This window comes from Streptomyces sp. NPDC088745, assembly GCF_044751045.1.
GTDB classification, from domain to species: Bacteria; Actinomycetota; Actinomycetes; order Streptomycetales; family Streptomycetaceae; genus Streptomyces; species Streptomyces cremeus.
Map to the genome: position 1 here is coordinate 71,030 of NZ_JBIVLB010000024.1, position 23,687 is coordinate 94,716.

Genomic DNA, 23,687 nt, shown 5'->3' on the forward strand with positions numbered 1-23,687 from the left:
TCAGCGCCGCCGCGGCGGCAGGTCCGCCAGATTCACGATGGGGAAGCTGCCCGTCGCCGTCGGGGCGTGCTCCGGCAGCCACAGCACCGCGATCGCGCCCCCGTCCGCCTGCGCGTTGCGGAAGGTCAGCCGCGCCCCGAGCACCTTTGCCTGGCCCGACGCGATGGTCAGCCCGAGCCCGTGTCCGTGGCCCGCGCGGTCGGTCGACCCGGTGCGGAAACGGCTCGGCCCCTCCCGCAGCAGGTCCGCCGGGAAGCCCTTGCCGTGGTCGCGGACCCGCACCACCCGGCCCTCGACGGTCACCTCGAACGGGGGCTTGCCGTGCTTGGCGGCGTTGCCGAGGAGATTGCCGATGATGCGCTCCAGGCGGCGCGGATCGGTGTTGACCCAGCTCTCGTGCACCACCGTGACGACCGCGTCCGGGTACAGCGACGCCACCCGGCGCGAGACGAACTCGCCCAGCGCGATCTCCTGGAGCTCCGCCCGCTCGGCGGCGCTGTCCAGCCGCGCCACCTCCAGGACGTCCTCCACCAGCGTCCGCAGGGCCTGCGCCCGGTCCCGCACCAGCTCGGTGGGGCGCGACGGGGGCAGCAGTTCCGCGGCGGTGAGCAGGCCGGTGACCGGTGTGCGCAGCTCGTGCGCGATGTCGGCGGTGACCCGGCGCTCCGCCTCCACCCGCTCCTGGAGCGCGTCGGTGAGCGCGTCCACCGCGTGCGCGAGGTCGTCGGTCTCGTCCCGTACGACACCGCCGATCGCGTCCAGCACCCGTACCTGCGTCTGGCCCCGCGCCACGTCGGTGGCCGCGGACGCGGCCTTGCGCAGCCGGCGCGAGATGGAGCCGCCGATGAGGATGCCCAGCGCGGTGCCGCCCACGACGACGGCGCTCGACGCGACCACCAGCGAACGGTCCAGGTCCGCCACGACGCGCGCATTGTTCGGGAAGCGGGTGTGCAGGGAGAGGATGTCGCCCCCCGGATAGGGGACCGCGGCCCACACCTCGGGCACCCCCTTCGCGTCCTCCTGGACGTGCGTGGCGCGCCGCCCGTGGGCGAGCTTGGCCCGCAGCTCGGCGGGCAGGCCGGGGTTGTTGAGCTCGGAGCCGACCTTCGGGTCGCGCGAGGACTCGTACAGCCGCTGCGCGAACTGCAGCCGCTCCAGTTGCAGGTCACGGGCGTTGTCCAGCATGGAGACGCGTGCCGAGTTGTGCACGACGATGCTCAGCAGGACGGCGATCAGCGCGCTCACGGCGGCGATCGCGAAGCTGATCTTCCAGCGGATGCCGGTGCGCAGGGCGAGACGTCTCATGCGGCGCTCTTCACGGAAGGGGATCAGGCCTTCAACTTGTAGCCGAAGCCGCGGACGGTCTCGATCCGGTCCTGGCCGATCTTCGCGCGCAGCCGCTGGACGTGAACGTCCACCACCCGGGTGTCGCCGCCCCAGCCGTAGTCCCACACCCGCTCCAGCAGCTTGTCGCGGGAGAGCACGGTGCCGGGCGCGTGGGAGAACTCCAGCAGCAGCCGCATCTCGGTCGGGGTCAGCGCGACGGGCTCGCCGTGCTTGCGCACCTCCATGCCCTCGGTGTCGACCTCCAGCTCGCCGAAGGTCAGCACCCCGCCCTCGCCGCCCTCGCCGCCCTCCACGGGTTTGGGGGCGCCGTTGCCGGACGCGTGGCCGAAGCGGCGCAGTACGGCGCGGATGCGCGCGACCAGCACCGAACCGTCGAACGGCTTCGTCACGTAGTCGTCGGCCCCGGCCTCCAGGCCCAGCACCACGTCGATCGAGTCGGCCCGCGCCGACAGCATGATCACCGGAACGGTCGACTCGTCACGGATGCGACGGCACAGGCTCACCCCGTCCATGCCCGGCAGCATCACGTCGAGCAGCGCGATGTCCGGCTGGTGCGCGCGGAACGCCTCCAGGCCGGAGAGGCCGTCCGGCATCGCGGTGACGGTGAAGCCGTCCCGCTCCAGCGCCAACTGGGTCGCCTCACGGATCACATCGTCGTCCTCGACGAACAGGACGTGCGTATCGGCCATGGGGTGCTCTCTGCTCTCTGCTCTCTCGGTCCGGGCCCCGGGTCCCGGCTCATGCGCTCAGGGGGCGGTGATGTTCCACGTGAAACATCACCCGGTCAGCTCCGGGGGGACGGGGTGTCGTCCGTGCCGCCAGCCCGTCCGGGCTCGGTGGCGTCCTTCTTCTGCTCGTCCGCGTCCAGGCCGGGGCTCTGCACCTCGCCCTGCTTGTCGCCGTTGCCGACGGCCTTGCTGTAGCTGTTCTCCACCCTGTCGTGCTCGACGAACTTCTGCCCCATCCAGCGGTACGTCACGACCACCTCGCCGGACGGGAACGCCACCGGGTCGCCCTTCTTGTACTCCGGACGGGTCACCACCAGGTCTCCCCGGTCGATCGACGCGTACACCGCGGGCTCCTCCGCCACGAAGACGTTGGTGTAGCGGCCGTTGTCCTCGCGGAACACGTAGCTGCCGATCCCCACGGCGTCGCCGCAGGTCATCACGTTCACGATGATGTCGTCGGAGGTGTTGCCGGTGACCTTCCCGTAGGAGGCGTCGACCGGGTAGATGTCCTTCACGCAGGGTTTCAGGTCGTGCTTGACCGTCGCGCTGACCTTCGGGTCGTCCTTCAGCAGCTCGACCGGGTCCTTCCGGGCGGCCGGCCCGGGCGGCGCTTCGGCCGGCGCGGAGGTCGTGGGCAGCGGCGTCGGGTCGACCTTGGCCGCGACCGGGTCGCTGCGGGCCGGGCCCTCGTCGCGGGTGCCGGTGCCGCCCGCGCTGCAGGAGACCCCGAACAGGCCGACGGCGGCGAGGCCGGCCATCGCCGTTCCACTCACCGCCAGTACGTTCCGATGGGACTTCTCCCGGGTCCAGGACCCGGGTTCGTGCCCGATCGTGGTGCAGTCGTCGTCGGGGGCGGCCGTCCGGCCGTCCCCCTCTCCCGTCCGCTGATCGCTCCGCCTGCCTAGGCCGCGCACCGCTCCTGCCCCCGTTCGACCCGCACTCCACCACGCATGTCATCGCGCTCCAGGGCCCTGGCGTCCAGATCCCTGCTCTCCAGTTCCTGACGGAGCCGGGCGAGGGCCCGGTGCAGGGTGCTCTTGACCGTACCGGCAGACATGCCCAGTGCGGCAGCGGTCTCCTCGGTGCTCATCTGCTCCCAGTGCCGCAATACGACCACGCTGCGCTGCTTCGGCGCCAGCACTCCGAGGACGTCCATCAGCAGAGCGCGGTCGGCGCGCTGCTCCGTGCCGTCCTCGACGCGGGCGTCGGGCAGCTGCTCGGTGGGAACCTCGTCCAGCTTGCGGGCCCGCCACCACTCCGTACGCGTGTTGATCATGACACGGCGCAGGTAGGCGTCGGCCAGCGACTTGTCCTCGATGCCGTCCCAGCGGCCGTACGTACGCGCCAGCGCGGTCTGCAGGAGGTCCTGGGCGTCGACCGGGTCCGGGACGAGGCGGCGTGCGCTGCGCAGCAGGGCCTCCTGCCGCGTGCGTACGTACTCCTCGAATCCGAGCACCTCGCCGTGCGCCATTCGAACCGCCTCCGTCCCGTCCCGTTGTGTCAGCCGGTGGTCAATTCCGGCTGTTCCCCTGTGTCCCTGAAGGTACGGAGGGGTTGTCACGGGGCTGTGCGGGTCAGCGCTCGGAGGACGCACGGCTGTCCATCGGTTGTGTAACGACGGAACCCTTCCAGGAGGTTTAACTCTGCGGAAGCCGGTAAACGCCACCCGCCAGCGGCTCCACCAAACCGTCCGAAACCAGCCCGTCCAGGGCACGTGCCCGCTGCACCGGCTCGTGCCACACCGCGTCGAGCTCCCTCTGTGACACCGGAGTCACGGCCTCCCGCAACACGGCGAGCAGCCGCCCGCGCACCTGGCGGTCCGTACCGGCGTACGTCTGCGTCCTGCGCGCCGGGCCCTCGTGCGGGGGCTTGCCCGCGCGCAGCCAGGCGCACTGGGCGGAGATCGGGCAGCGCCCGCACGCCGGGTTCTTCGCCGTGCACACCAGCGCGCCGAGTTCCATCGAGGACGCCGCCCAGCGGGCCGCCGTCTCCGTGTCCTCGGGCAGCAGCGCACGGGCCAGCCGGCGCTCGGCGGCGGTGGTCGCGTTCGGCGGGTACTCCACGCCGGTCACCGCGCGGGCGATCACCCGGCGGACGTTCGTGTCGAGCACCGCGTGCCGTTGTCCGTACGCGAAGGACGCCACCGCAGCGGCCGTGTACTCGCCGATGCCCGGCAGCGACAGGAGCTGCGCGTGCTCGGACGGCACGTCGCCGCCGTGCCGCTCCGTTATGGCGGTGGCCGCACCGTGCAGGCGCAGCGCCCGGCGCGGGTAGCCGAGCCGGCCCCAGGCGCGGACGGCCTCGCCGGACGGCTCGGCGGCCAGGTCGGCGGGGCGCGGCCAGCGGGCCAGCCACTGCTCGTACACCGGGAGGACCCGGGCGACGGGCGTCTGCTGGAGCATGAACTCGCTGACCATCACACCCCACGGGCCCGCCTCGGGGCGCCGCCAGGGCAGGTCGCGGGCGTGGGCCGTAAACCAGAGGTTGACGGCGGGGTGCAGGACGGGCAGCTCGCCGCCGTGCTGATCGGGCACGGCCGCGGCGGTGGTCCCGGCCGCGGTGGAGGTCGCGGACATGGGCTCGGACGGGGGCTGGGGCGTGAACTCAGTGGTCGCAGTCATGGCACCTCCGATCCTGGCACGAAACGGTGTGCGGACGGCCGAGGCGGGACGCGGAGCCGCCCGCCGATGCGAGCGCGCTCATGTCAGGCTCCGGGACCTGCGGCCCGCGCCGGGGCCCGCGAACCACACCAGCAGGCCCACGCCGGACGCCCGCATCCACATGATCGCGCCCTGTCCCAGCCGCGCGCACACCCACACCAGCACCGCCCCGCCGATCCCGCCGAACAGCAGCCCCACCAGCACGTCGTGCGGGTAGTGCACGCCGACGAACACCCGGGAGAGCGCCATCAGCAGCGCCATCGGCGCGACGAACACCGCCAGCCGCGGCCAGGCCAGGATCAGTCCGGCCGCCGCGGCGCCCGCGATCACCGAGTGGTTGCTCGGGAACGACCAGTCGCCCACCGGCGGGCACTCCACCAGCGGCCGCGCCGCCCGCGCCACCGCCCGGCACGGCCGGTCCTCGTCGATCACCGACTTCAGCGACTCGCTCGCCACGTACATCACCCCGGTCGCCAGCGGCGCCAGCACCGCGACCGCCACCGAGGCCGCGCTGTCGCCGCGGGCGCGCCACCACACCACGAGGAAGAGACCGGCGAAGACCAGCAGCCCCAGCTCCGTCCATATCTCGGCGAGGAACTGGAACCAGCCGGGAGTGGAGTGCGCGAAGTTGAGGATGGCGCGGTAGAGCGCGCTGCTGGTTTCCATGCCCCCAGACGTTACGGAATGGACGGGCGGCGTTCACAATCGCCGAAGGTCGACTCCTGTGGGTGACGGAGCATGACGAAAGTCGGGTGCGGGATCGTCAGCCAGGATGATGATCGGCAAAAGTTGTCGCGACAGCGGCGGGTGGGGCAGGAGTTGGGGCCCGTTCTCTCGTAGAGTTCTGGCCGTGGGATCTCTGCGTAATCCAGTCGGGCCGCTCCCCTCCTCCATTTACTGGCGACGGAGGGCCGTCGGGCTGTCCTTGCTGGTGCTCCTGGTGGTGCTGGTGCTGTGGATCGTGCTCTCCGGCGGAGGGGACGACGACAAGAACGGCAAGGGTGCGGGGGGCCCCTCACCCGCCGCCTCCATCACCCCCGGACCCTCGGCCACGGGACCGGTCGTACCGGGCGAGCCGGGCGGCCGCGACCCCGGGGACGCCAACGGGGGGACGGACGGCGGCAGTACGGGATCGGGCTCCGGGTCCGCCGGGTCGGGTTCCGGGTCCGCGGGATCGGGTTCCGGGTCCGCCGGGTCCGGTGCCGGCACGGCCGGGACGGGGTCCGCGTCCGGATCCGGCGGCACGGGCGCATCCGGTGCCGGAGGGCCGGGGCAGCAGGTTCCGGCGAACTCCGCGCTGCCCAACTGCGCTTCGGAAGCGGTCGAGTTGACGCTCAGCGCGGTCAAGGTGCAGGTCCCGGTGGACGAGCCCGCGAAGTTCACGCTCACCGCGAAGAACACGTCGTCGGCCGCCTGCAAGGTGGACCTGGGCCCCGCGGGGGCGGTCGTCACCGTCAAGAACGACGCGAGCGAGAAGGTCTGGTCCTCGAAGGACTGTGTGAAGGGCGCCCGGAACGTCTTCTTCCAGCTTCCGCCGAAGGGGCAGGCCAGCCAGGTCGTCTCCTGGGACCGCAAGCCGAGCGACGCGGCGCGCTGCGACGTCCCCGCCGGTGGCCCGGTGGCGCCCGGCACCTACGTGGTGGAACTCGCCGGAGCCAAGTTCCCCGCGTCCATCTCCCTCCAGAAGGACTGACCGGTCCGGTAGGACTGATCGGTCCGGTAGGGCTGGCAGGTCCAGAGAAGGACTGACCGGTCCGGTAGGACTGATCGGTCCAGTAGGGCTGGCCGGTCCGGATGGACTGACCGGCCGCAAAAGACCGTCCGCCCCGCCGCCGGCCCCCTCGGGCCGCCCGCGGCGGGGCCGTCGTCCTCACCCGTCGGCGGGACCGGTCACACGTACCGCTCCAGGATGGACGACTCCGCCAGTCGCGAGAGGCCCTCGCGGACCGAGCGGGCGCGGGCCTCGCCGACGCCGTCGACCGCCTGGAGGTCGTCCACGCTCGCGGCGAGCAGCTTCTGCAGGCCCCCGAAGTGCTCGACGAGACGCTCGATGATCGCGCCGGGCAGCCTCGGCACCTTCGCCAGCAGGCGGTAGCCGCGCGGGGACACCGCCGAGTCCAGCGTCTCCGGGGAGCCGCTGTAGCCCAGGGCGCGCGCCACGGTGGGGAGTTCGAGCAGCTCGCTGTGGGAGAGCGCGTCGAGCTCGGTCAGGGCTTCGGTCACCGTCCGCGAGCGCTTCGCGGTCGGCTCGGGGACGTAGTCCCGTACGACCAGCTCGCGTTCTGGCTCGACGCCCGCGATCAGCTCGTCCAACTGGAGCGAGAGCAGCCGGCCGTCGGTGCCCAACTCGACCACGTACTCGGCGATCTCCGTGGCGATCCGGCGCACCATCTCCAGGCGCTGGGCGACCGCCGTCACGTCGCGGACCGTCACCAGGTCCTCGATCTCCAGCGCGGAGAGCGTCCCGGCCACCTCGTCCAGGCGCAGCTTGTAGCGCTCCAGCGTGGCGAGCGCCTGGTTCGCGCGGGAGAGGATCGCGGCCGACTCCTCCAGGACCCGGCGCTCGCCGTTCACGTACAGGGCGATCAGACGCATCGACTGCGAGACGGAGACCACCGGGAAGTGGCACTGCTTGGAGACGCGGTCCGCCGTGCGGTGGCGGGTGCCCGTCTCCTCCGTGTGGATGGAGGCGTCCGGCACGAGCTGCACGCCGGCCCGCAGGATCTTGGTGATGTCCTTGTCGAGGATCAGCGCGCCGTCGAGCTTGCACAGCTCGCGCAGGCGGGTCGCGGTGAACTCGACGTCCAGCACGAAGCCGCCGGTGCACATCGACTCGACGGTCTTGTCCATGCCGAGGACGATCAGTCCGCCGGTGTTGCCGCGCAGGATGCGCTCCAGGCCGTCGCGGAGGGCCTGCCCGGGGGCGACGGCGCTCAGCGAGGCGCGGATCTGGGCCTCGTTGCCAGAGCCGGAGTTGCTGGAGCCTCCGCCGGACTTTCCGGGTGATGAGGCCCGGTCGTTGGCTGCCACTGCACTCCTCCGGATACGGGGGTCACGGGTCGGGGCCGCCCCCGGCAGGGGCGGTCAACTTCGCCTCGCGTACGCGGTGGACAGGCGAGACCAGGGCAAAGTCTACCGGCGCTCCTCCTCACTCCGTGGGGCCTGTGCGCGAGACCGGCGCGGAAGGGCCAGCAGGGCGGCTCCCATGTCGGCGACCTCGGTCACCTTCATGCCCGCCGGAACCCGGCCCGGATCGGTCGGGACCAGGGCGTGCGTGAAGCCCAGCCGGTGTGCTTCGGCGAGGCGGCGCTGGACGCCCGTGACCCGGCGGATCTCCCCGGCCAGGCCCACTTCGCCGATCGCGACCAGGTTCTTGGGCAGCGGGGTGTCGGAGGCGGCGGAGGCCAGGGCCAGGGCGACGGCCAGGTCGGAGGCGGGCTCGGTGAGCTTCACGCCGCCGACCGTGGCGCAGTAGATGTCGCGCTTGCCGAGGGCGCTGATCTTCCCGCGCTGTTCCAGGACGGCCAGCATCATCGAGACGCGGGAGGTCTCCAGCCCGGAGGTGGTGCGGCGGGGCGAGGGGATCTGCGAGTCGACCGTGAGCGCCTGGACCTCGGTGACCAGGGGGCGGCGGCCCTCCAGGGTGACGGTCAGACAGGTGCCGGGGACGGCGACGTCACGGCGGGTGAGGAAGAGGCCCGAGGGGTCGGCGAGGCCCGTGATGCCCTCGTCGTGCAGCTCGAAGCAGCCGACCTCGTCGGTGGCCCCGTACCGGTTCTTCACGCCCCGGACCAGGCGCAGCCGGGCGTGCCGGTCGCCCTCGAAGGAGAGGACGACGTCGACCAGGTGCTCCAGCAGGCGCGGGCCCGCGATGTTGCCGTCCTTGGTGACGTGGCCGACCAGCAGGGTCGCCATGCCGCGTTCCTTGGACGCCCGGATCAGGGCCGCGGTCACCTCCCGGATCTGGGCCACGCCGCCGGGTGCCCCGTCCAGTTCGGCGGAGGCGACCGTCTGCACGGAGTCGAGGATCAGGAGGGTCGGCTTGACCGCGTCCAGGTGGCCGAGGACGGCGGCCAGGTCGGTCTCGGCCGCCAGGTAGAGGTGGTCGCTGACCGCCTTGATGCGGTCCGCGCGCAGCCGGACCTGGCTCGCCGACTCCTCCGCCGTGACGTACAGCGTGCGGTGCTCGTCGTCGGCGGCCTTCGCGGCGACGTCCAGCAGCAGCGTCGACTTGCCGACGCCCGGCTCGCCCGCGACCAGGACCACCGCGCCGGGCACCAGACCGCCGCCGAGCACCCGGTCCAGCTCGGGCACCCCGGTGGAGCGGGCCGTGGCGGTGCGGACGTCCACCTGGCCGATGGGGAGCGCGGCCGTGGAGACCCGGCCGGCCGCGGTCGTCCGGACGGCGGGCGCGCCGCCGAACTCCTCGACCGTCCCCCAGGCCTGGCACTCGGGGCAGCGGCCGAGCCACTTGACGGCCGTCCAGCCGCATTCGGTGCAGCGGTAGGACGGCCGGTCCTTCGCGGATTTCGTACGGGCAGCCATGGCGTCACCGTACAGAGCGGGTCTGACAACGCGGTCACGGGCCGGTGCCGGGGCGCCCGGCGACACCGGAGGGGAACCGCCACCAAGCGTGATGGCATAGGCCAGTGGTACGGGACAGAAGAGGGCGGAATGAGGGATTCCTGTCCTCTTTCGAGTGATCTGTTCACCCGTAAGGATTAAAAGGGCTCAAGGGGAGCGAGGGGGCAGCCGCAGCACCCCTACGGTCGGCCGGATGACGACCAGCAGGCGGGAGCAGCACCCCGCGCGCCGCACACCCCCCACCGGCACCGCCGGCGCCCCGGGAAGCGCGGGCGCGGCCGGAAGCAGCACCGGCGCGCACCGGGTCCACCGGCGTGCCCCCCGCACCCTGGCCCAGCGCCCGCCGAGCCGCTACGAGCCCCACCTCGACGGGCTGTTCACCTACGCCCTGTCGGTCCTGCGCGACCACGACGTCGCGACCGCCGTCCTCGGCGACGTGCTGGCCCTCGCCGAGCGCAGCTTCGCCCGCAGCCCCGCCGACGAACCGGACCGCCGGGCCTGGCTGTACGCCCTCACCCGCTGGGCCTGCCTGCGCCGCCTCACCGACGAGAAGCGGCGCAGACAGGCCTCGCCCGGCGGCAAGGGGGCCCACCGCCCGCCCTCCGCCGTACCGGAGCCGGAACTCCCGGTCGAGGAGAGCGTGGCCCGCGCCCGGCACGCCGACCTGGCCCGCCTCGCCTGGCCGGAGGCCGCCGGAACGTCCCCGGAGCAGCGGGAGGCGCTGGAACTCGCCGTACGGCACGGACTCGGCGCCCGGCAGGTCGCGGCCGTGCTGGGGCTCGACCACCCGGCGGCCCGCGAACTCCTCGCCGCCGCGGCCTGCGAGGTCGAACGGACCCGGGCGGCGCTGCTGGTCGTCGAGAGCGGGGCCTGCCCCACGGTGACCCGGCTGACCGGGGACGACCGGGTGCTGCTCAGCACCGCCCTGCGCGCGGAACTCGTACGGCACGTCGACGAGTGCCCCCTGTGCCGGCGGGCCGCCGAACGGGCCGGGGCGGCCGGGCCCTGGCCGGGCACCGGCGCGTCCCCGGGACGGCTTCCGCTGGTCGAGGCGCCGCGCTCGGCGGCGTACATGGCGATGCTGCACGCACCCCGGCCGGCGCGCGCGGGCACGCCGCGCTTCGACCGCACGGGCTTCCCGCTGGACCCCAAGGACCGCGCGGCGCGCCGCGAACGCCTGCGCACCCGCGCCGTCACGACGACCGTGGTGGCGACCGTCGTGGCCGCCCCGGTGCTCGCGCTCTGGGCGGCGTACCGGGCGCCCCTCACGGGGGAGGGGCACCGGGGCGCCGCCGTCACCGCGAGCGAGAAGGACGGGCCGCTGGGCGCCGACGGCTCGCCGTACGAGGGGGCCGGCGGGAGCGCGTACGAGAGGACCGGGAACACCCGGGGCGGCCCCGATCCCACCTTCTCGACGGGCAGCGGACTGCGGGACGTCGCGGTGCGGGTCCTCACGCCGGGCCGGGCGGGAGCGCCCGGCGCGGGACGGCTCGTGGTGACGGCGGAGGCGTCCGGCGGGGCGACGGTGGTGCGGCTGAGCGCTTCCGGGGCCGCGCCGGTGACCTGGTCGATCTGGGCCGACGCGCCCTGGCTGCGGCTGAGCCGGAGCTCGGGGACGCTGGCCCCGGGGGAGTCGGTGACGGTGTACGTGACCGTGGACCGGGAGAAGGAACCGCGGAAGGCGTGGACGGCACGGGTGGGGGTATCGCCGTGCGGTGCGGTGGTGTCGGTGAGCGGCCGGGGGGCCGGGGCGACGGAGCCCGCTCCCGGGCCCGCGCCCGGGGCCGGCGGGCCGAGCGGGGGGCCGTCGTCGCCGCCCACCGGGCCGACCACGTCGCCGCCCACGCATCCGCCGAGCACGCCGCCGCCGACGGCGCCGCCGACCCGGCCGCCGAGCACGCCGCCCGTGGAGCCTTCGTCGCCGGGGCCGACGGAGGAGCCGAGTCCTTCGCCGTCGGCGCCGGAGCCGGAGCCGTCTGCGACGGGGGAGCCGGGGTAGGGGCGGTCGGCCGCGGGCCGGGTGGCGGGCGCCGGTCGCCGAGCCCGAGCGCGGCGTGCCGCGTGCCGAGTGCCGCGCGGGTGGGACGAGTGCCGCGCGGGTGGGCCGGGGTCTCCGTCCCGTGCGGGCGGGCCGGGGTCTCCGTCCCGTGCGGGCGGGCCGGGGTCTCCGTCCCGTGCGGGTGAGCCGTGGTGGTCCCCGTCCCGTGCGGGTGCGTCGTGGCCGGTCGCGCAGTTCCCCGCGCCCCTGACCTGATGGCGTGCCCTTCGGGCAGCCGTCCCCGGCCCCCGCACCCGGCCCACCGAGGGCGGGGGACAGCAAGGGGACGGCCCCCGGAGGGGGACCTACACCCCCGGGTCCGCCGGGTGCGGGGCCACCAGGGGGAGCTGGGAGGCCAGACGGGCCTCGCACAGCTCCGCCAGCTTCGCGTAGCCGCCCGCCCCCATCAGCTCCGTCAGCTCCGGCCGGTAGGAGACGTACACCGGATCGCCCGCCCCGTGCGCCGAGGTGGCCGACGTGCACCACCAGTGCAGGTCGTGGCCTCCCGGGCCCCATCCCCGCCGGTCGTACTCACCGATCGTGACCATCAGGATCTTCGTGTCGTCCGGCCGCTCGACCCAGTCGTACGTCCGGCGCACCGGCAACTGCCAGCACACGTCCGGCTTGGTCTCGAGCGGCTCCCGGCCCTCCCGCAGCGCCAGGATGTGGAGCGAGCAGCCCGCCCCGCCCGCGAAACCGGGACGGTTCTGGAAGATGCACGAACCCTCCCAGCGGCGCGTCTGACGGTCGCCGTCCTCGTCCGCCTGGACCCAGCCGCCGTTCGGCCCCTTCACGGCCTTCGAGGTCCGCGCGACGTCGTGGAACTGCCAGATGTCCGGAGTCAGCCGGGCCACGTGCCCCGCGACCCGCCGCTCGTCGTCCTCGTCCGAGAAGTGCGCCCCGAGCGTGCAGCAGCCGTCGTCGGCGCGCCCCAGCTTGATGCCCTGGCAGCCGCTGCCGAAGATGCACGTCCACTTCGACGTCAGCCAGGTCAGGTCGCAGCGGAAGACCTGCTCCTCGTCCTCCGGGTCCGGGAACTCCACCCACGCGCGGGCGAAGTCCAGCCCCTGCTCGTCACTCACCACGGCCCCCGTCACGCCCGTTTCCGGCAGTTCCGCGGCTTTTCCCGGCTTCGCCTTTTTCGTCTTTGGCACGGGGCAAGGGTAGGCGCAGGAACCCGCGCGCCGTGCAGCAGTAGCGTTCCGTGCATGAGACTCGGAGTCCTCGACGTCGGTTCGAACACGGCGCACCTGCTCGTGGTGGACGCCCATCGTGGCGCCCGCCCCCTTCCCGCGCACTCCTACAAGGAGGAGCTGCGCCTCGCGGAACTGCTCGACGAGGGCGGGGCGGTGGCCCCCGCGGGCATCGACCGGCTGGTCGGCACCGTGCGGCAGGCCATGCAGACCGCCGAGGACAAGGGGTGCGAGGACGTCATCGCCTTCGCCACCTCCGCCGTGCGGGAGGCGTCCAACGCCGACCACGTCCTCGCCCGGGTGCGGGAGGAGACGGGCGCCGACCTGAAGGTGCTGTCCGGCGAGGACGAGGCCCGGCTCACCTTCCTCGCGGCCCGCCGGTGGTTCGGGTGGTCCGCGGGCAAGCTGCTGCTGCTCGACATCGGGGGCGGCTCGCTGGAGATCGCGTACGGCATCGACGAGGACCCCGACGCCGCCGTCAGCCTGCCGCTGGGCGCCGGCCGGCTCACCGCGGCGCACCTGCCCGGCGACCCGCCGGACGCCCAGGACGTACGGGCGCTGCGCCGGCAGGTGCGTGCGGAGATCGCCCGCACGGTCGGGGAGTTCGCCCGCTTCGGGCCGCCGGACCACGTCGTGGCGACCTCCAAGACCTTCCGCCAGCTCGCCAGGATCGGCGGGGCGGCCCGGTCGGCGGAGGGTCTGTACATCCAGCGCGAACTGAGCCGCAGTTCGCTGGAGGAGTGGGTGCCGAAACTGGCCGCCATGACCGTCGAGCAGCGTTCCCACCTGCCCGGCGTCTCCGCCGACCGCGCCCCCCAGCTCCTGGCCGGCGCGCTGGTCGCGGAGGGTGCGATGGATCTGTTCGAGGTGCCGGTGCTGGAGATATGTCCGTGGGCGCTGCGCGAGGGAGTCATCCTGCGGCGGCTGGACCACCTCCCCTCGTCCTGACGGGTCGGCCCCTCGCCGTCCCCGCCGGGAGAGGGGACCGTACGCTGTCCTTCGTGGCAGAAGTGGCGAAACCAGCGGCACCGGCGGTTCCGGCGGTACCGGCCGTACGCATCCCGGATGCGAAGGTCGCGCTGTCCACCGCCTCCGTCTACCCGGAGTCGACCGCGACGGCCTTCGAGATCGCCGCGCGCCTCGGCTACGACGGCGTCGAGGTCATGGTGTGGACGGACCCCGTCAGCCAGGACGTCGAAGCGCTGCGCAGACTCTCCGACCACCACGGCGTGCCGGTCCTCGCGGTGCACGCGCCGTGCCTGCTGATCACGCAGCGGGTGTGGTCGACGGACCCGTGGGTCAAGCTCCGGCGGGCCCAGTCGGCCGCCGAGAAGCTCGGCGCGTCGACGGTCGTCGTCCACCCGCCCTTCCGCTGGCAGCGCTCGTACGCCCGGGACTTCGTCACCGGGATCTGGCGGATGGCCGACGAGACGGACGTGCGCTTCGCCGTCGAGAACATGTACCCGTGGCGGTACAAGGACCGCGAGATGCTGGCGTACGCCCCGGAGTGGGACGTGACGAAGGACGACTACCGGCACTTCACCGTCGACCTCTCGCACACGGCGACCGCCCGCACCGACGCGATGGCCATGATCGACCGCATGGGCGACCGGCTCGGCCACGTCCACCTCGCCGACGGCAAGGGCTCCGCCAAGGACGAGCACCTGGTCCCGGGCCGCGGCACCCAGCCCTGCGCGGAACTGCTGGAGCGGCTGGCCGCGACCGGCTTCGACGGGCACGTCGTCGTCGAGGTCAACACGCGGCGGGCGATGTCCTCCACGGAACGCGAGGCCGACCTGGCCGAGGCCCTTGCCTTCACCCGCCTCCACCTGGCCTCCTCCCGCCCGCCCCGGAGCACTTAGGCGAACAACCCGCCCCCGAGACACCGAAAGGCATCTCCTCCTGGGGCTTCGCAGCCGCCCTGCCACCCCAGCCCCCTTGGGCGACGGGGCCGCCCCAAGGGGGCGGAACGGGCGGGCAAGGGGGCGGCCCCTCCCGCTCCCGGCCCACCCGGGTGCCGCCCCCGCACAAGCGCCTGCGCCGGGCACGCTCCTCCGCCGAGGCCGAGAGCTGAGCCCCGGCACCGGGACACCCAGCCTCGTCCGCTCGGGCAGGAGAGGCCCCGGACCCGCCCCTCCACCTAAAGCGCTCGCCGCGCAGCCGTGCACGGTTCCGTGCAAATCCGTTGTGGCCGGTCGCGCAGTTCCCCGCGCCCCTGAACGGGGCGCACCGCCCGGTGGGAGATGCGCACGCGCGTCGTGGCTGGCCGCTCAGTTCCCCGCACCCCCGACGGGGCACCCCCCGGTCGGAGCCGTACCGGAGGACCCGGGCGCGCAGCCCCCGCACACCCGTCCCGCCATCCGGACCCCCCGTCCACATCCCGGAACCTAGGCGTACGCTCGACGCCAGCCGTACCGTACATGTACCGACGACGACGAATCCCTGGGAAGTGAACCCCGATGCCCGAGCTGAGGTCCCGCACCGTCACCCACGGCCGCAACATGGCAGGCGCCCGCGCGCTCATGCGCGCCTCCGGTGTAGCGAGCGAGGACATCGGCAAGCCGATCATCGCGGTCGCCAACTCCTTCACCGAGTTCGTCCCCGGCCACACCCACCTCGCCCCCGTCGGCCGCATCGTCTCCGAGGCGATCCACGCCGCCGGCGCCGTCCCCCGCGAGTTCAACACCATCGCCGTGGACGACGGCATCGCCATGGGCCACGGCGGAATGCTCTACTCCCTGCCCTCCCGCGACCTCATCGCGGACAGCGTGGAGTACATGGTCGAGGCCCACTGCGCCGACGCCCTGATCTGCATCTCCAACTGCGACAAGATCACCCCCGGCATGCTGAACGCGGCACTCCGCCTCAACATCCCCACGATCTTCGTCTCCGGCGGCCCCATGGAGTCCGGCCGCGCCACCCTCGTCGACGGCACCGTCCGCACGCTCGACCTGGTCGACGCCATGTCGGACGCCGTCAACGACAAGATCTCCGACGCGGACATGCTCCGTATCGAAGAGAACGCGTGCCCCACCTGCGGCTCCTGCTCCGGCATGTTCACCGCCAACTCCATGAACTGCCTCGCCGAGGCCATCGGCCTCGCCCTCCCCGGCAACGGCTCCACCCTCGCCACCCACACGGCCCGCCGCGCCCTCTACGAGAACGCCGGCCGCACCATCGTCGAGATCACCAAGCGCCACTACGAGCAGGACGACGCGTCCGTCCTCCCGCGCGCCATCGCCTCCCGTGCCGCGTTCGAGAACGCCATGGCCCTCGACATCGCCATGGGCGGCTCCACCAACACCATCCTGCACCTCCTCGCCGCCGCCCAGGAGGCCGAACTCGACTTCGGGCTGCGGGAGATGGACGAGATCTCGCGCCGCGTCCCGTGCCTGGCCAAGGTCGCCCCCAACGTCGCCAAGGACCGCACGTACTACATGGAGGACGTCCACCGCGCGGGCGGCATCCCCGCCATCCTCGGCGAACTCCACCGCGGCGGACTCCTCAACGAGGACGTCACCTCCGTCCACTCCGCCTCCCTCGCCGAGTGGCTCAAGAACTGGGACGTGCGCGGCGGCTCGCCCGCCCCCGAGGCCGTCGAGCTGTGGCACGCCGCCCCCGGCTGCGTCCGCTCCGCGACCGCCTTCTCGCAGTCCGAGCGCTGGGACACCCTGGACACGGACGCCGCCGAGGGCTGCATCCGCTCCGTCGCGCACGCCTACTCCAAGGACGGCGGCCTGGCCGTCCTCCGCGGCAACCTGGCCCCCGACGGCTGCGTCGTGAAGACCGCCGGCGTCGACGAGTCGATCTGGACCTTCGAGGGCCCGGCCGTCGTCTGCGAGTCGCAGGAGGAAGCCGTCGAGAAGATCCTCCTGAAACAGGTCCGGGCGGGCGACGTGGTCGTCATCCGTTACGAGGGCCCCAAGGGCGGTCCGGGCATGCAGGAGATGCTCTACCCGACCTCGTACCTCAAGGGCACGGGCCTCGGAAAGGCCTGCGCGCTGATCACCGACGGCCGTTTCTCCGGCGGCACCTCGGGCCTCTCCATCGGCCACGCCTCCCCGGAAGCCGCCTCGGGCGGCGCGATCGCCCTGGTCCGGGACGGCGACCGCATCCGCATCGACATCCCCAACCGCACCATCGAACTGCTCCTCTCCGACCAGGAGCTGGCCGAACGCGACGAGGCCCTCGGCGGCGTCTACGCCCCGAAGAACCGCGAACGCAAGGTCTCCCAGGCCCTGCGCGCCTACGCCGCCATGGCCACCAGCGCCGATAAGGGTGCGGTCCGCGACGTGAGCAAACTCGCCTGACCCCCGGCCGGTGGGGGCGGGACCTCCTGCCCCCACCACCGCCGTCGGACGGTCCGTCGCACACGTGCCGTGCCACCGGCCCCCGCTCCCACGGCGAGGCCCCACCGCCTAGTGCCGAGGCGGCGGCGGCCCGCCCGGCGGCCCGCCCCCGGGCCCACCCCCGCCCGGCGGCCCGCCCCCGCCCGGCGGCCCGCCCCCGCCCGGCGGTTCGTCCCCGCCCGGCCGCAGCTCCGGATCGTGCGGGTCCAGCGAGAAGACCGCGCCGCCCGCCCCCGTGACGACGAGCGCGCCGCCCACCCGCAGCACGCCCGTGTCGTGGTACGCGGCCGGCGGCGACCCGCGATGCCCCGACCGCCATCTCTCCACTCCGGTACGGGAGTTGAGCGCCAGCACCCGCCCGCTCAGGCTGGGCACGTACAGCGTCGCACCCTCCGCGTCCGTCTCCGGCACGCCGAGCCCGCGCACCCCGGTGTCCCGCGCCCAGCGGGCCCGCCCGCTGCGCGCGTCGTACGCCGAGACCTGCCCCCAGTGGTGCACGAAGTACACCGTGTCGCCCCGCAGCACCGGCCGCCCCTGCGGCGTACCGGAGAGCCGGACCGTGCGCGGGGCCCGCGCGCCCGTGGGATCGACCAGGACGAGACCGGAGTAACCGCCCTCGTGATGTGCGTGCCGGCCGGCGTCCTCCGCCCGCGCCCACTTCGCGAAGACCCACCGGCCCCCGCTCAGCCCGAGCCGGTCGCGGTCGGCCGCCTGCTCGGTGACGGTGGTCCGGCCGCCGCTCCCGCTCGCGTACCGCACATACGTCCGCGGCCCGTCCTCCTTGCCGGGGTCCGAGCAGGTCCCGTACAGCACCCCTTCGATCTCGTACGGAACACACGCCAGCCCCGCCGGATTCGGCGAGGTCCAGCGGGCGTCGCCGGTCGCGGTGTCGCGGGCGACGACGGCGCGCAGATCGGCGGAGGGCGCCGCGACCAGGCCGCCGAGCACGGCGGGCTCCCGCACGGCCGCCGGACGGCCGACCGGCCGGTGCCACAGGCGGCGGCCGTCCCGGGAGTCGAGCGCGACCAGCCGGTGCGCCGCGTCCGACAGCGTCTCCACCACGAACACGGCTTTTCCGCCCGCCAGTTGGGACGGCGAGGAGTCCCCGGCCCCCCGGGTCCCCGAAGCGGTCGGCGGCTGCGGGGCCCGCCACAGCACCGTGCCGGTCGCCGCGTCCAGCCGTACGGTACGCACCGAACCGCCCCCGCAGTGCACGGCCACGGCGCCGTCCGCGGTGCACCGGACGGCCTCGACGGGACCGGTCGTCCCGACGGTGGCGGGCGGCAGCACGGCCTGCCAGGAGCGCCACCCGGTGGGAAGCCGCTCGCCGGACCTCAGCGGCGCCCGCGCCCCGGACGAGGACTGCACGGCCACCCCGCCCTCCGCGCCCCCCGCTCCCCGCGCGTCCTTCGCGTCGGGCAGCAGGAGGAGGAGTCCCCCCGCCCCCGCGGCGAGCAGCAGTCCGGCGAGGGCGGCGACCCGAACGCGCCGCGCACGCGGGGGCGCGGGGGAGTGGGCCTCGCCCCGGCGGCGTACGACCATCGTGTCCGGGTCATCGGCCGCGGCAGCACCTCCGCCGTCCCCCGATTCGCTCCCGGCCGGCCGCCACTTCCGTAACAACCCGGCCAGCTCCGCCAGGTCCGGCCGCTCGTCCGGCTCCTTGACCAGGCAGTACTCCAGAATCCCGCGCAGCGGCTCCCGCACGCCGTCCAGCACGGGCGGCTCGTGCACGACGGCGTACGCGGTCATGAACGGACTGTCGGAGTCGAACGGCCCGCGCCCCGCCGCCGCGTACACGAGCAGCGTCGCCAGCGAGAAGACGTCCGATGCGGGCCCGACGCTCCGAGGGCTGTTCAACTGCTCGGGCGACATGAACGGCGGCGTCCCCATCACGTTCCCGGTGACGGTCAGCGGCGCGTTCCCCACGGCCCGCGACACCCCGAAGTCGATCACGCGGGGCCCGTCCGCCGCCATCAGTACGTTCGCGGGCTTGAGATCCCGGTGGACGACCCCCACCCGGTGGATGTCCCGCAAGGCCTCCACCAGCCCGAGCGCGAGCAGCCGCAGCTCGGCGTCCCCCAGCGGCCCCTGCTCCTCCAGCAACTGCGCCAGCGTGGGCCCGGGAACGTACTGCGTGGCCATCCACGGCCGTGCGGCATCGGCGTCCGCGTCCACAACGGAGGCGGTGAACGCCCCGCTGACCTGCCGCGCGGCGGCGATCTCCCGCTTGAAACGGGCCCGGAAGTCCGGATCGGCGGAGTACTGCTCGTGAATCACCTTCACGGCGACCTCGCGCCCGGAGGCCGACCGCGCCAGGAAAACGGTCCCCATCCCCCCGGTGCCCAGCCGCCCCAGAATCCGGTACTCCCCGACGACCTGGGGATCGTCCGCCGCCAGCGACACACCCCAACTCCCTTGCCCCTCACCGCACCCGGACCCCCCACCCTAGCCACACCCCCCTCGCCCTCCCACCCCCACTTCCCGCCCCCACACCACCCCCCGCCGCCCCGTCAGCACCCACCCCACCCCCACCCCGCCCTGCCCGCACACCCCCGCCCCGACGCCTCCGCCCGGGGATAATCGCCCCCGTGACCGAAAACCCCCACCCCTCCCGGCCCACCCCCGCCCCGGACCCCGGCCCCCGCCCCGAACCCCTCCGCCTCTTCGGCACCACCTGGCTCCACCACACCGACGGCTACGCCCTCCGCCGCGTCGGAGCCTCCGTTGGCTCTCTCGCGGCAGCGGTCGCCGGCTGCCTCCTCCTCCGCTTCGCCTACCAGGGCCTCCAGATCGCCGACGTCGGCGGCATCGTCGACACCCTGGTCATCGTGATGTTCGCGATCTGCAGCGCGATCGCCTTCCGCAAGACCTGGGAGAGCTTCACCTCCCGCCCCGCCGACCCGGCCCGCGACCAGTCCCTCCGCAGCCTGAAGACCATCGGCTTCGTCGGCTCGCTCCTCGCGTACTTCTTCCGCTCCCTCACCGAGGCCCCGGGCGAGAAGCTCCACCGCCAGGAGTACGAAACGGCCCTGGCCCGGTACGAACGCCGCCGCGGAACCCGCACGGGCAACCCCGCCGCCCGCAAGAAGAAGCCGAAACGCACCTGACACCCCCCGACAACCCCACCCCCCCCCCGAGCACGACCCCATGGCCACCTCACCCAAGGACCCGCCCCCCGAAGCCCCCGCCCCCCTCACCCCGGCCCACCCCGCCCACTTCACCGCCCGCGCCCACTCCTTCAACGCCGTCGCCTCCGCCTGCGCCGCCCACCGCCCCTCCTATCCACCCGCCCTCCTCGACGCCGTCGAGGAACTCGCGGACCGCCCCCTCGCGGGCGCGGACGTGGCAGACATCGGCGCGGGCACGGGAATCGGAACGAGCCTCCTGCACGCCCGGGGCGCCCGCGTGACCGCCGTGGAACCCGGTGCCGGAACGGCCGCCGAATTCCGCCGCCGGCTCCCCGACGTCCCGCTCGTCCGGGGCAACGGCAACCAGCTCCCCCTCGCCACGCCCTCCACCGACTTCATCACGTACGCCCAGGCCCGGCACTGGACCGACGCCGCCCGCTCCGCACCGGAGGCCCAACGCGCCCTGCGCCCCGGCGGCGCGCTCGCCACCTGGTGGAACGTCCTCGACGACACCGTCGACTGGGTCGCCGCTCAGGACGCCCGCCTCCGCGCGTTCTTCGCGGACGGCCGAACCCCCGCCACCGGAACCATGGGCGCCCACGGCGACATGAAGAACCGCGTAGGACACCACCCACATGGCCTGCGCTTCGCCACCCGCGAGATTGCCTGGACCCGTCACGTCTCCGTTGACGACCACCTGGCCAACCTCGCCACCCACTCGGCCTTCCTCATCCAGCCCGAGGAAGCCACCGCCTGCTTCCTCGCCGAAGAACGAGCCCACCTCCTCGCGACCTTCTCCACCCCCACCTTCCCGAGCCCTCCACCACCGAACTCCACCTCGCCCTCACCCCCTGACCCCACCGGGCCTCCCGCCCCCTTTCCCACCGGGCCACCCCACCTCTTCCCCTCGCCCCCTTGGGCGACGGCGGGCAAGGGGGCGGCCCTTCCCGCTCCCGGCCCACCGGGTGCCGCCCCTGTCCAAGCGCCTGCACCGGCCGCGCGTACCCGCCCAGGCCGAGAGCCCCCCCACGGCCCCCGAAGCCCACCCTCCGGACGCCCACCTCCCCCCACCACCCCCGATGCAAGGATGTCCCCGTACCCCAGCCCCACCGCCCGGAGGGTGACCGAAAATGACCGACCACCAAGCCCCCCCCACCCCCAAGACCATCGCCGTCCTCGGCACCGGCAAAATCGGCGAAGCCCTCCTCAGCGGCATGATCCGCGGCGGCCGCCGCCCCGCCGACCTCCTCGTCACCGCCCGCCGCGCCGACCGCGCCGAGGAGCTCCGCACCCGCTACGGCGTCGAATCCGTCACCAACGCCGAAGCCGCCAAGCGCGCCGACACCCTGATCCTCACGGTCAAGCCCCAGGACATGGCCAAGCTCCTCGAAGAGCTCACCCCCCACCTCCCCACCAACTCCGACGTCGGCACCAGCCCCCTGATCATCAGCGGCGCCGCCGGCATCCCCACCTCCTTCTTCGAGGAACGCCTCGCCCCTCACACCCCCGTCGTCCGCGTCATGACGAACACCCCGGCCCTCGTCGACGAGGCCATGTCCGTCATCTCGGCCGGCAGCCACGCCACCCCCGCCGACCTGGCCCACGCCGAGGAGATCTTCGGCGGCGTCGGCAAGACCCTCCGCGTCCCGGAGTCCCAGCAGGACGCCGCCACCGCTCTCTCCGGCTCGGGCCCGGCCTACTTCTACTTCCTCGTCGAGGCGATGACCGACGCCGGAATCCTCCTGGGCCTGCCCCGCGCCCAGGCCCACGACCTGATCGTGCAGGCCGCCATAGGAGCAGCGGTCATGCTCCGCGACAGCGGCGAACACCCGGTCAAGCTCCGCGAAGCGGTCACGTCCCCGGCCGGCACCACCATCAACGCCATCCGCGAGCTCGAGAACCACGGCGTACGGGCCGCCCTCATTTCCGCCCTGGAAGCCGCCCGCAACCGCAGCCGCGAACTCGCCTCCGGCACGGGTTGACCCGGATCAAGGGCGACCAGCCCACCGCCTACGGCCCCACGGCCCGCGGTCCGTCACCCCCCGACCGCGGGCAGCAACCCAATGGCCCGGTACGCCGCATCAACGGTGGGCCGGGCCATCGCCCGCGCCCGCTCCGCGCCCTCCCGCAACACCCCCTCCACATGTTCCGCATCCGCCGCCAGCTCCGCATACCGCTCCCGCACCGGCCTCAGCATCTCCACCACCGCCTCCGCCACGTCCTTCTTGAGCGCCCCGTACGACGCGTACGCACCGGCCAGCTCCTCCGGCTCCCCACCCGCGCACGCCGCCAGCAGATCCAGCAGATTCGCCACCCCGGGCCGCTTCTCCCTGTCGTACTCGACACCCCCGCTGCCGCTGTCCGTCACCGCCCGCATGACCTTCTTCCGTACGACACCGGGCTCGTCCAGCACGAACACGACCCCACCGGTCCCCGCCGTCGTCTTCCCCATCTTCGACGTCGGCTCCTGAAGGTCCATGACTCTGGCCGCGACCACCGGCTTCGTCGCCCGCGGCACCACGAAGGTCTCCCCGTACCGCTGGTTGAACCGGACCGCCAGGTCCCGCGTCAGCTCCACGTGCTGCGTCTGGTCGTCCCCGACCGGCACCTCGTCCGCCCCGTATGCCAGGATGTCCGCCGCCATCAGCACGGGGTACGTCAGCAACGACAGCCGCACCCCGTCCCCCGCGGCCTGCGCCTGCGCACTCTTCTCCCGGTACTGGATCATCCGCCGCATCTCCCCGTCGGACGCCGTGCATTCCAGTACGTACGACAACCGGGCGTGCTCATCCACCTGGCTCTGCACGAACACCGTGCACACGGCGGGGTCCAGTCCGACCGCCAGCAACAGGGCCGCGATCTCCCGGCTGAGCCGCAGCACCCGCGCCGGATCGTGCTCCACGGTCAGCGCGTGCAGGTCCACCACCGAGAACAGCGCCTCGCCCCGGTACTGGTCCACCGCCGCCCACTGGCGCACGGCCCCGAGGTAGTTCCCGAGCGTCATGTGCCCGGTCGGCTTGATCCCACTGAAGATCCGCGTCATCCGTCCTCATCCTCCTGGTCGAGACCACCGCTGGCGGCCTGCCTCCCGGAGGGGGAAACGCGAACGGCCGCCGAAGCGGCGGCCGTGGGTGCATACGTGTGCGGGGCCGCCGTCAGGCGGCCCACCAGCAGGTGCACGTACGCGTCGTCATGCCGAACACCGTAGCCCCAGCCCCCGGGGTTGACACGCGATTAACCGCTACGTAATGTACTCCGAGCTGTCCGACTGTGAGACCTGGCCCCGGCCGGTCCCCGGACAGTCATTCCGCACCAACCACTCAAGCAGGCGACTCGACGTCGCATCGTCTTCGTGTGCTCTTTTTGCGAAATGAGGAATCCGCGTTCGAAAGAGCGCCCCCGATTGGCATCGGGGCCCAGGAATCCGCTAATGTCTCACTCGTCGAAACGGCCCAACAGCCGCAAAGACAACCCCCCACTGACTGGGAATCAGGCCCGAAAGGATCTGATAGAGTCGGAGCCGCCGGAAAGGGAAAACGCGAAAGCGAAGAACCTGGAAAGCGGTGAGCGGAAACCGAGGAAATCGGCACTGGAAACAGTCTGATAGAGTCGGAGACGCAAGAACAACAGAAACACCGAACGAAAACGTCCGGAGGAAAG

The 23,687-nt window shown here is 73.3% G+C and carries 18 protein-coding genes and 1 pseudogene; 8 read left to right on the plus strand and 11 right to left on the minus strand.

Annotated features, from left to right (window positions below; translation table 11 throughout):
* From cseC to ACIP93_RS36330, 6 genes are all read right to left on the minus strand, one after another.
* Window positions 1–1,305: a two-component system sensor histidine kinase CseC gene (gene cseC / locus ACIP93_RS36305; RefSeq protein WP_345220173.1), complete on the minus strand. Its 1,305-nt coding sequence runs from the start codon at window positions 1,303–1,305 to the stop codon at window positions 1–3.
* 23 nt (window positions 1,306–1,328) lie between these two features.
* The gene (gene cseB / locus ACIP93_RS36310) at window positions 1,329–2,036 is read right to left on the minus strand and encodes a two-component system response regulator CseB (protein WP_345220172.1); all 708 of its coding nucleotides are present in this window, start codon (window positions 2,034–2,036) and stop codon (window positions 1,329–1,331) included.
* Window positions 2,037–2,131: 95 nt separating this feature from the next.
* Window positions 2,132–2,854 (minus strand): hypothetical protein, encoded by a 723-nt coding sequence (locus ACIP93_RS36315; RefSeq protein ID WP_380837425.1) that lies wholly within the window; start codon window positions 2,852–2,854, stop codon window positions 2,132–2,134.
* A gap of 122 nt (window positions 2,855–2,976) precedes the next feature.
* Window positions 2,977–3,546 carry a SigE family RNA polymerase sigma factor gene (locus ACIP93_RS36320; protein ID WP_345220170.1) on the minus strand — a complete coding sequence of 190 codons (570 nt, stop codon included), beginning with the start codon at window positions 3,544–3,546 and terminating at the stop codon, window positions 2,977–2,979.
* Window positions 3,547–3,712: 166 nt separating this feature from the next.
* The gene (locus ACIP93_RS36325; RefSeq protein WP_401766444.1) at window positions 3,713–4,696 is read right to left on the minus strand and encodes an A/G-specific adenine glycosylase; all 984 of its coding nucleotides are present in this window, start codon (window positions 4,694–4,696) and stop codon (window positions 3,713–3,715) included.
* 78 nt (window positions 4,697–4,774) lie between these two features.
* On the minus strand, window positions 4,775–5,401 hold the full coding sequence (locus ACIP93_RS36330; protein WP_345220168.1) for a phosphatase PAP2 family protein: 627 nt from the start codon (window positions 5,399–5,401) through the stop codon (window positions 4,775–4,777).
* Between the two features lie 184 nt (window positions 5,402–5,585).
* Here ACIP93_RS36330 and ACIP93_RS36335 point away from each other — a divergent pair, with 184 nt between their 5' ends.
* Window positions 5,586–6,428 (plus strand): hypothetical protein, encoded by an 843-nt coding sequence (locus tag ACIP93_RS36335; RefSeq protein WP_401766447.1) that lies wholly within the window; start codon window positions 5,586–5,588, stop codon window positions 6,426–6,428.
* Window positions 6,429–6,625: 197 nt separating this feature from the next.
* Here the strand turns inward: ACIP93_RS36335 and disA are convergent, their stop codons facing one another.
* Both disA and radA read right to left on the minus strand, forming a co-directional pair.
* Window positions 6,626–7,765 (minus strand): DNA integrity scanning diadenylate cyclase DisA, encoded by a 1,140-nt coding sequence (gene disA / locus ACIP93_RS36340; protein ID WP_345220166.1) that lies wholly within the window; start codon window positions 7,763–7,765, stop codon window positions 6,626–6,628.
* A 102-nt stretch (window positions 7,766–7,867) separates the two neighbouring features.
* Entirely contained in the window at window positions 7,868–9,280 is a 1,413-nt protein-coding gene (radA, locus tag ACIP93_RS36345) for a DNA repair protein RadA (protein ID WP_345220165.1), read from the minus strand.
* Window positions 9,281–9,512: 232 nt separating this feature from the next.
* Between radA and ACIP93_RS36350 the strand changes: the two genes are divergently transcribed.
* Complete coding sequence (locus ACIP93_RS36350; protein WP_401766450.1) at window positions 9,513–11,318, plus strand: hypothetical protein; 1,806 nt, start codon at window positions 9,513–9,515, stop codon at window positions 11,316–11,318.
* A gap of 344 nt (window positions 11,319–11,662) precedes the next feature.
* Here the strand turns inward: ACIP93_RS36350 and ACIP93_RS36355 are convergent, their stop codons facing one another.
* Window positions 11,663–12,511, minus strand: a complete 849-nt coding sequence (locus ACIP93_RS36355) for a hypothetical protein (RefSeq protein WP_380837393.1) — start codon at window positions 12,509–12,511, stop codon at window positions 11,663–11,665.
* A 54-nt stretch (window positions 12,512–12,565) separates the two neighbouring features.
* On the opposite strand from ACIP93_RS36355, the gene ACIP93_RS36360 reads away from it, so the two are divergent.
* From ACIP93_RS36360 to ilvD, 3 genes are all read left to right on the plus strand, one after another.
* Entirely contained in the window at window positions 12,566–13,498 is a 933-nt protein-coding gene (locus ACIP93_RS36360) for a Ppx/GppA phosphatase family protein (protein ID WP_345220163.1), read from the plus strand.
* Window positions 13,499–13,560: 62 nt separating this feature from the next.
* Window positions 13,561–14,412 (plus strand): sugar phosphate isomerase/epimerase family protein, encoded by an 852-nt coding sequence (locus ACIP93_RS36365; protein ID WP_401766476.1) that lies wholly within the window; start codon window positions 13,561–13,563, stop codon window positions 14,410–14,412.
* 597 nt (window positions 14,413–15,009) lie between these two features.
* A complete protein-coding gene (ilvD, locus tag ACIP93_RS36370; RefSeq protein WP_345220162.1) occupies window positions 15,010–16,860 on the plus strand; it encodes a dihydroxy-acid dehydratase in 1,851 nt (616 codons plus the stop codon).
* Window positions 16,861–16,968: 108 nt separating this feature from the next.
* Here ilvD and ACIP93_RS36375 read toward each other — a convergent pair whose 3' ends face one another.
* Window positions 16,969–19,302: a PQQ-binding-like beta-propeller repeat protein gene (locus ACIP93_RS36375; RefSeq protein ID WP_401766454.1), complete on the minus strand. Its 2,334-nt coding sequence runs from the start codon at window positions 19,300–19,302 to the stop codon at window positions 16,969–16,971.
* Between the two features lie 185 nt (window positions 19,303–19,487).
* On the opposite strand from ACIP93_RS36375, the gene ACIP93_RS36380 reads away from it, so the two are divergent.
* The 3 genes and pseudogenes from ACIP93_RS36380 (at window position 19,488) to proC (ending at window position 22,009) form a co-directional block, all read left to right on the plus strand.
* Window positions 19,488–20,006 carry a hypothetical protein gene (locus ACIP93_RS36380; protein ID WP_401766457.1) on the plus strand — a complete coding sequence of 173 codons (519 nt, stop codon included), beginning with the start codon at window positions 19,488–19,490 and terminating at the stop codon, window positions 20,004–20,006.
* Between the two features lie 40 nt (window positions 20,007–20,046).
* Window positions 20,047–20,835: pseudogene (locus ACIP93_RS36385) on the plus strand (class I SAM-dependent methyltransferase); the annotation flags it as partial.
* Window positions 20,836–21,157: 322 nt separating this feature from the next.
* Complete coding sequence (proC, locus tag ACIP93_RS36390) at window positions 21,158–22,009, plus strand: pyrroline-5-carboxylate reductase (RefSeq protein WP_401766459.1); 852 nt, start codon at window positions 21,158–21,160, stop codon at window positions 22,007–22,009.
* 53 nt (window positions 22,010–22,062) lie between these two features.
* On the opposite strand, the gene trpS is transcribed toward proC, so the two are convergent.
* Entirely contained in the window at window positions 22,063–23,070 is a 1,008-nt protein-coding gene (gene trpS, locus ACIP93_RS36395) for a tryptophan--tRNA ligase (RefSeq protein WP_401766462.1), read from the minus strand.
* Window positions 23,071–23,687: the final 617 nt, after the last annotated feature.

What these genes read in the sequence shown, in the direction of transcription:
- cseC (WP_345220173.1), bottom strand. Translation starts at nt 1,305, where the DNA reads ATGAGACGTCTCGCCCTGCGCACCGGCATCCGCTGGAAGATCAGCTTC.
- cseB (WP_345220172.1), bottom strand. Translation starts at nt 2,036, where the DNA reads ATGGCCGATACGCACGTCCTGTTCGTCGAGGACGACGATGTGATCCGT.
- ACIP93_RS36320 (WP_345220170.1), bottom strand. Translation starts at nt 3,546, where the DNA reads ATGGCGCACGGCGAGGTGCTCGGATTCGAGGAGTACGTACGCACGCGG.
- ACIP93_RS36325 (WP_401766444.1), bottom strand. Translation starts at nt 4,696, where the DNA reads ATGACTGCGACCACTGAGTTCACGCCCCAGCCCCCGTCCGAGCCCATG.
- ACIP93_RS36330 (WP_345220168.1), bottom strand. Translation starts at nt 5,401, where the DNA reads ATGGAAACCAGCAGCGCGCTCTACCGCGCCATCCTCAACTTCGCGCAC.
- radA (WP_345220165.1), bottom strand. Translation starts at nt 9,280, where the DNA reads ATGGCTGCCCGTACGAAATCCGCGAAGGACCGGCCGTCCTACCGCTGC.
- ACIP93_RS36350 (WP_401766450.1), top strand. Translation starts at nt 9,513, where the DNA reads ATGACGACCAGCAGGCGGGAGCAGCACCCCGCGCGCCGCACACCCCCC.
- ACIP93_RS36360 (WP_345220163.1), top strand. Translation starts at nt 12,566, where the DNA reads ATGAGACTCGGAGTCCTCGACGTCGGTTCGAACACGGCGCACCTGCTC.
- ilvD (WP_345220162.1), top strand. Translation starts at nt 15,010, where the DNA reads ATGCCCGAGCTGAGGTCCCGCACCGTCACCCACGGCCGCAACATGGCA.
- proC (WP_401766459.1), top strand. Translation starts at nt 21,158, where the DNA reads ATGACCGACCACCAAGCCCCCCCCACCCCCAAGACCATCGCCGTCCTC.
- trpS (WP_401766462.1), bottom strand. Translation starts at nt 23,070, where the DNA reads ATGACGCGGATCTTCAGTGGGATCAAGCCGACCGGGCACATGACGCTC.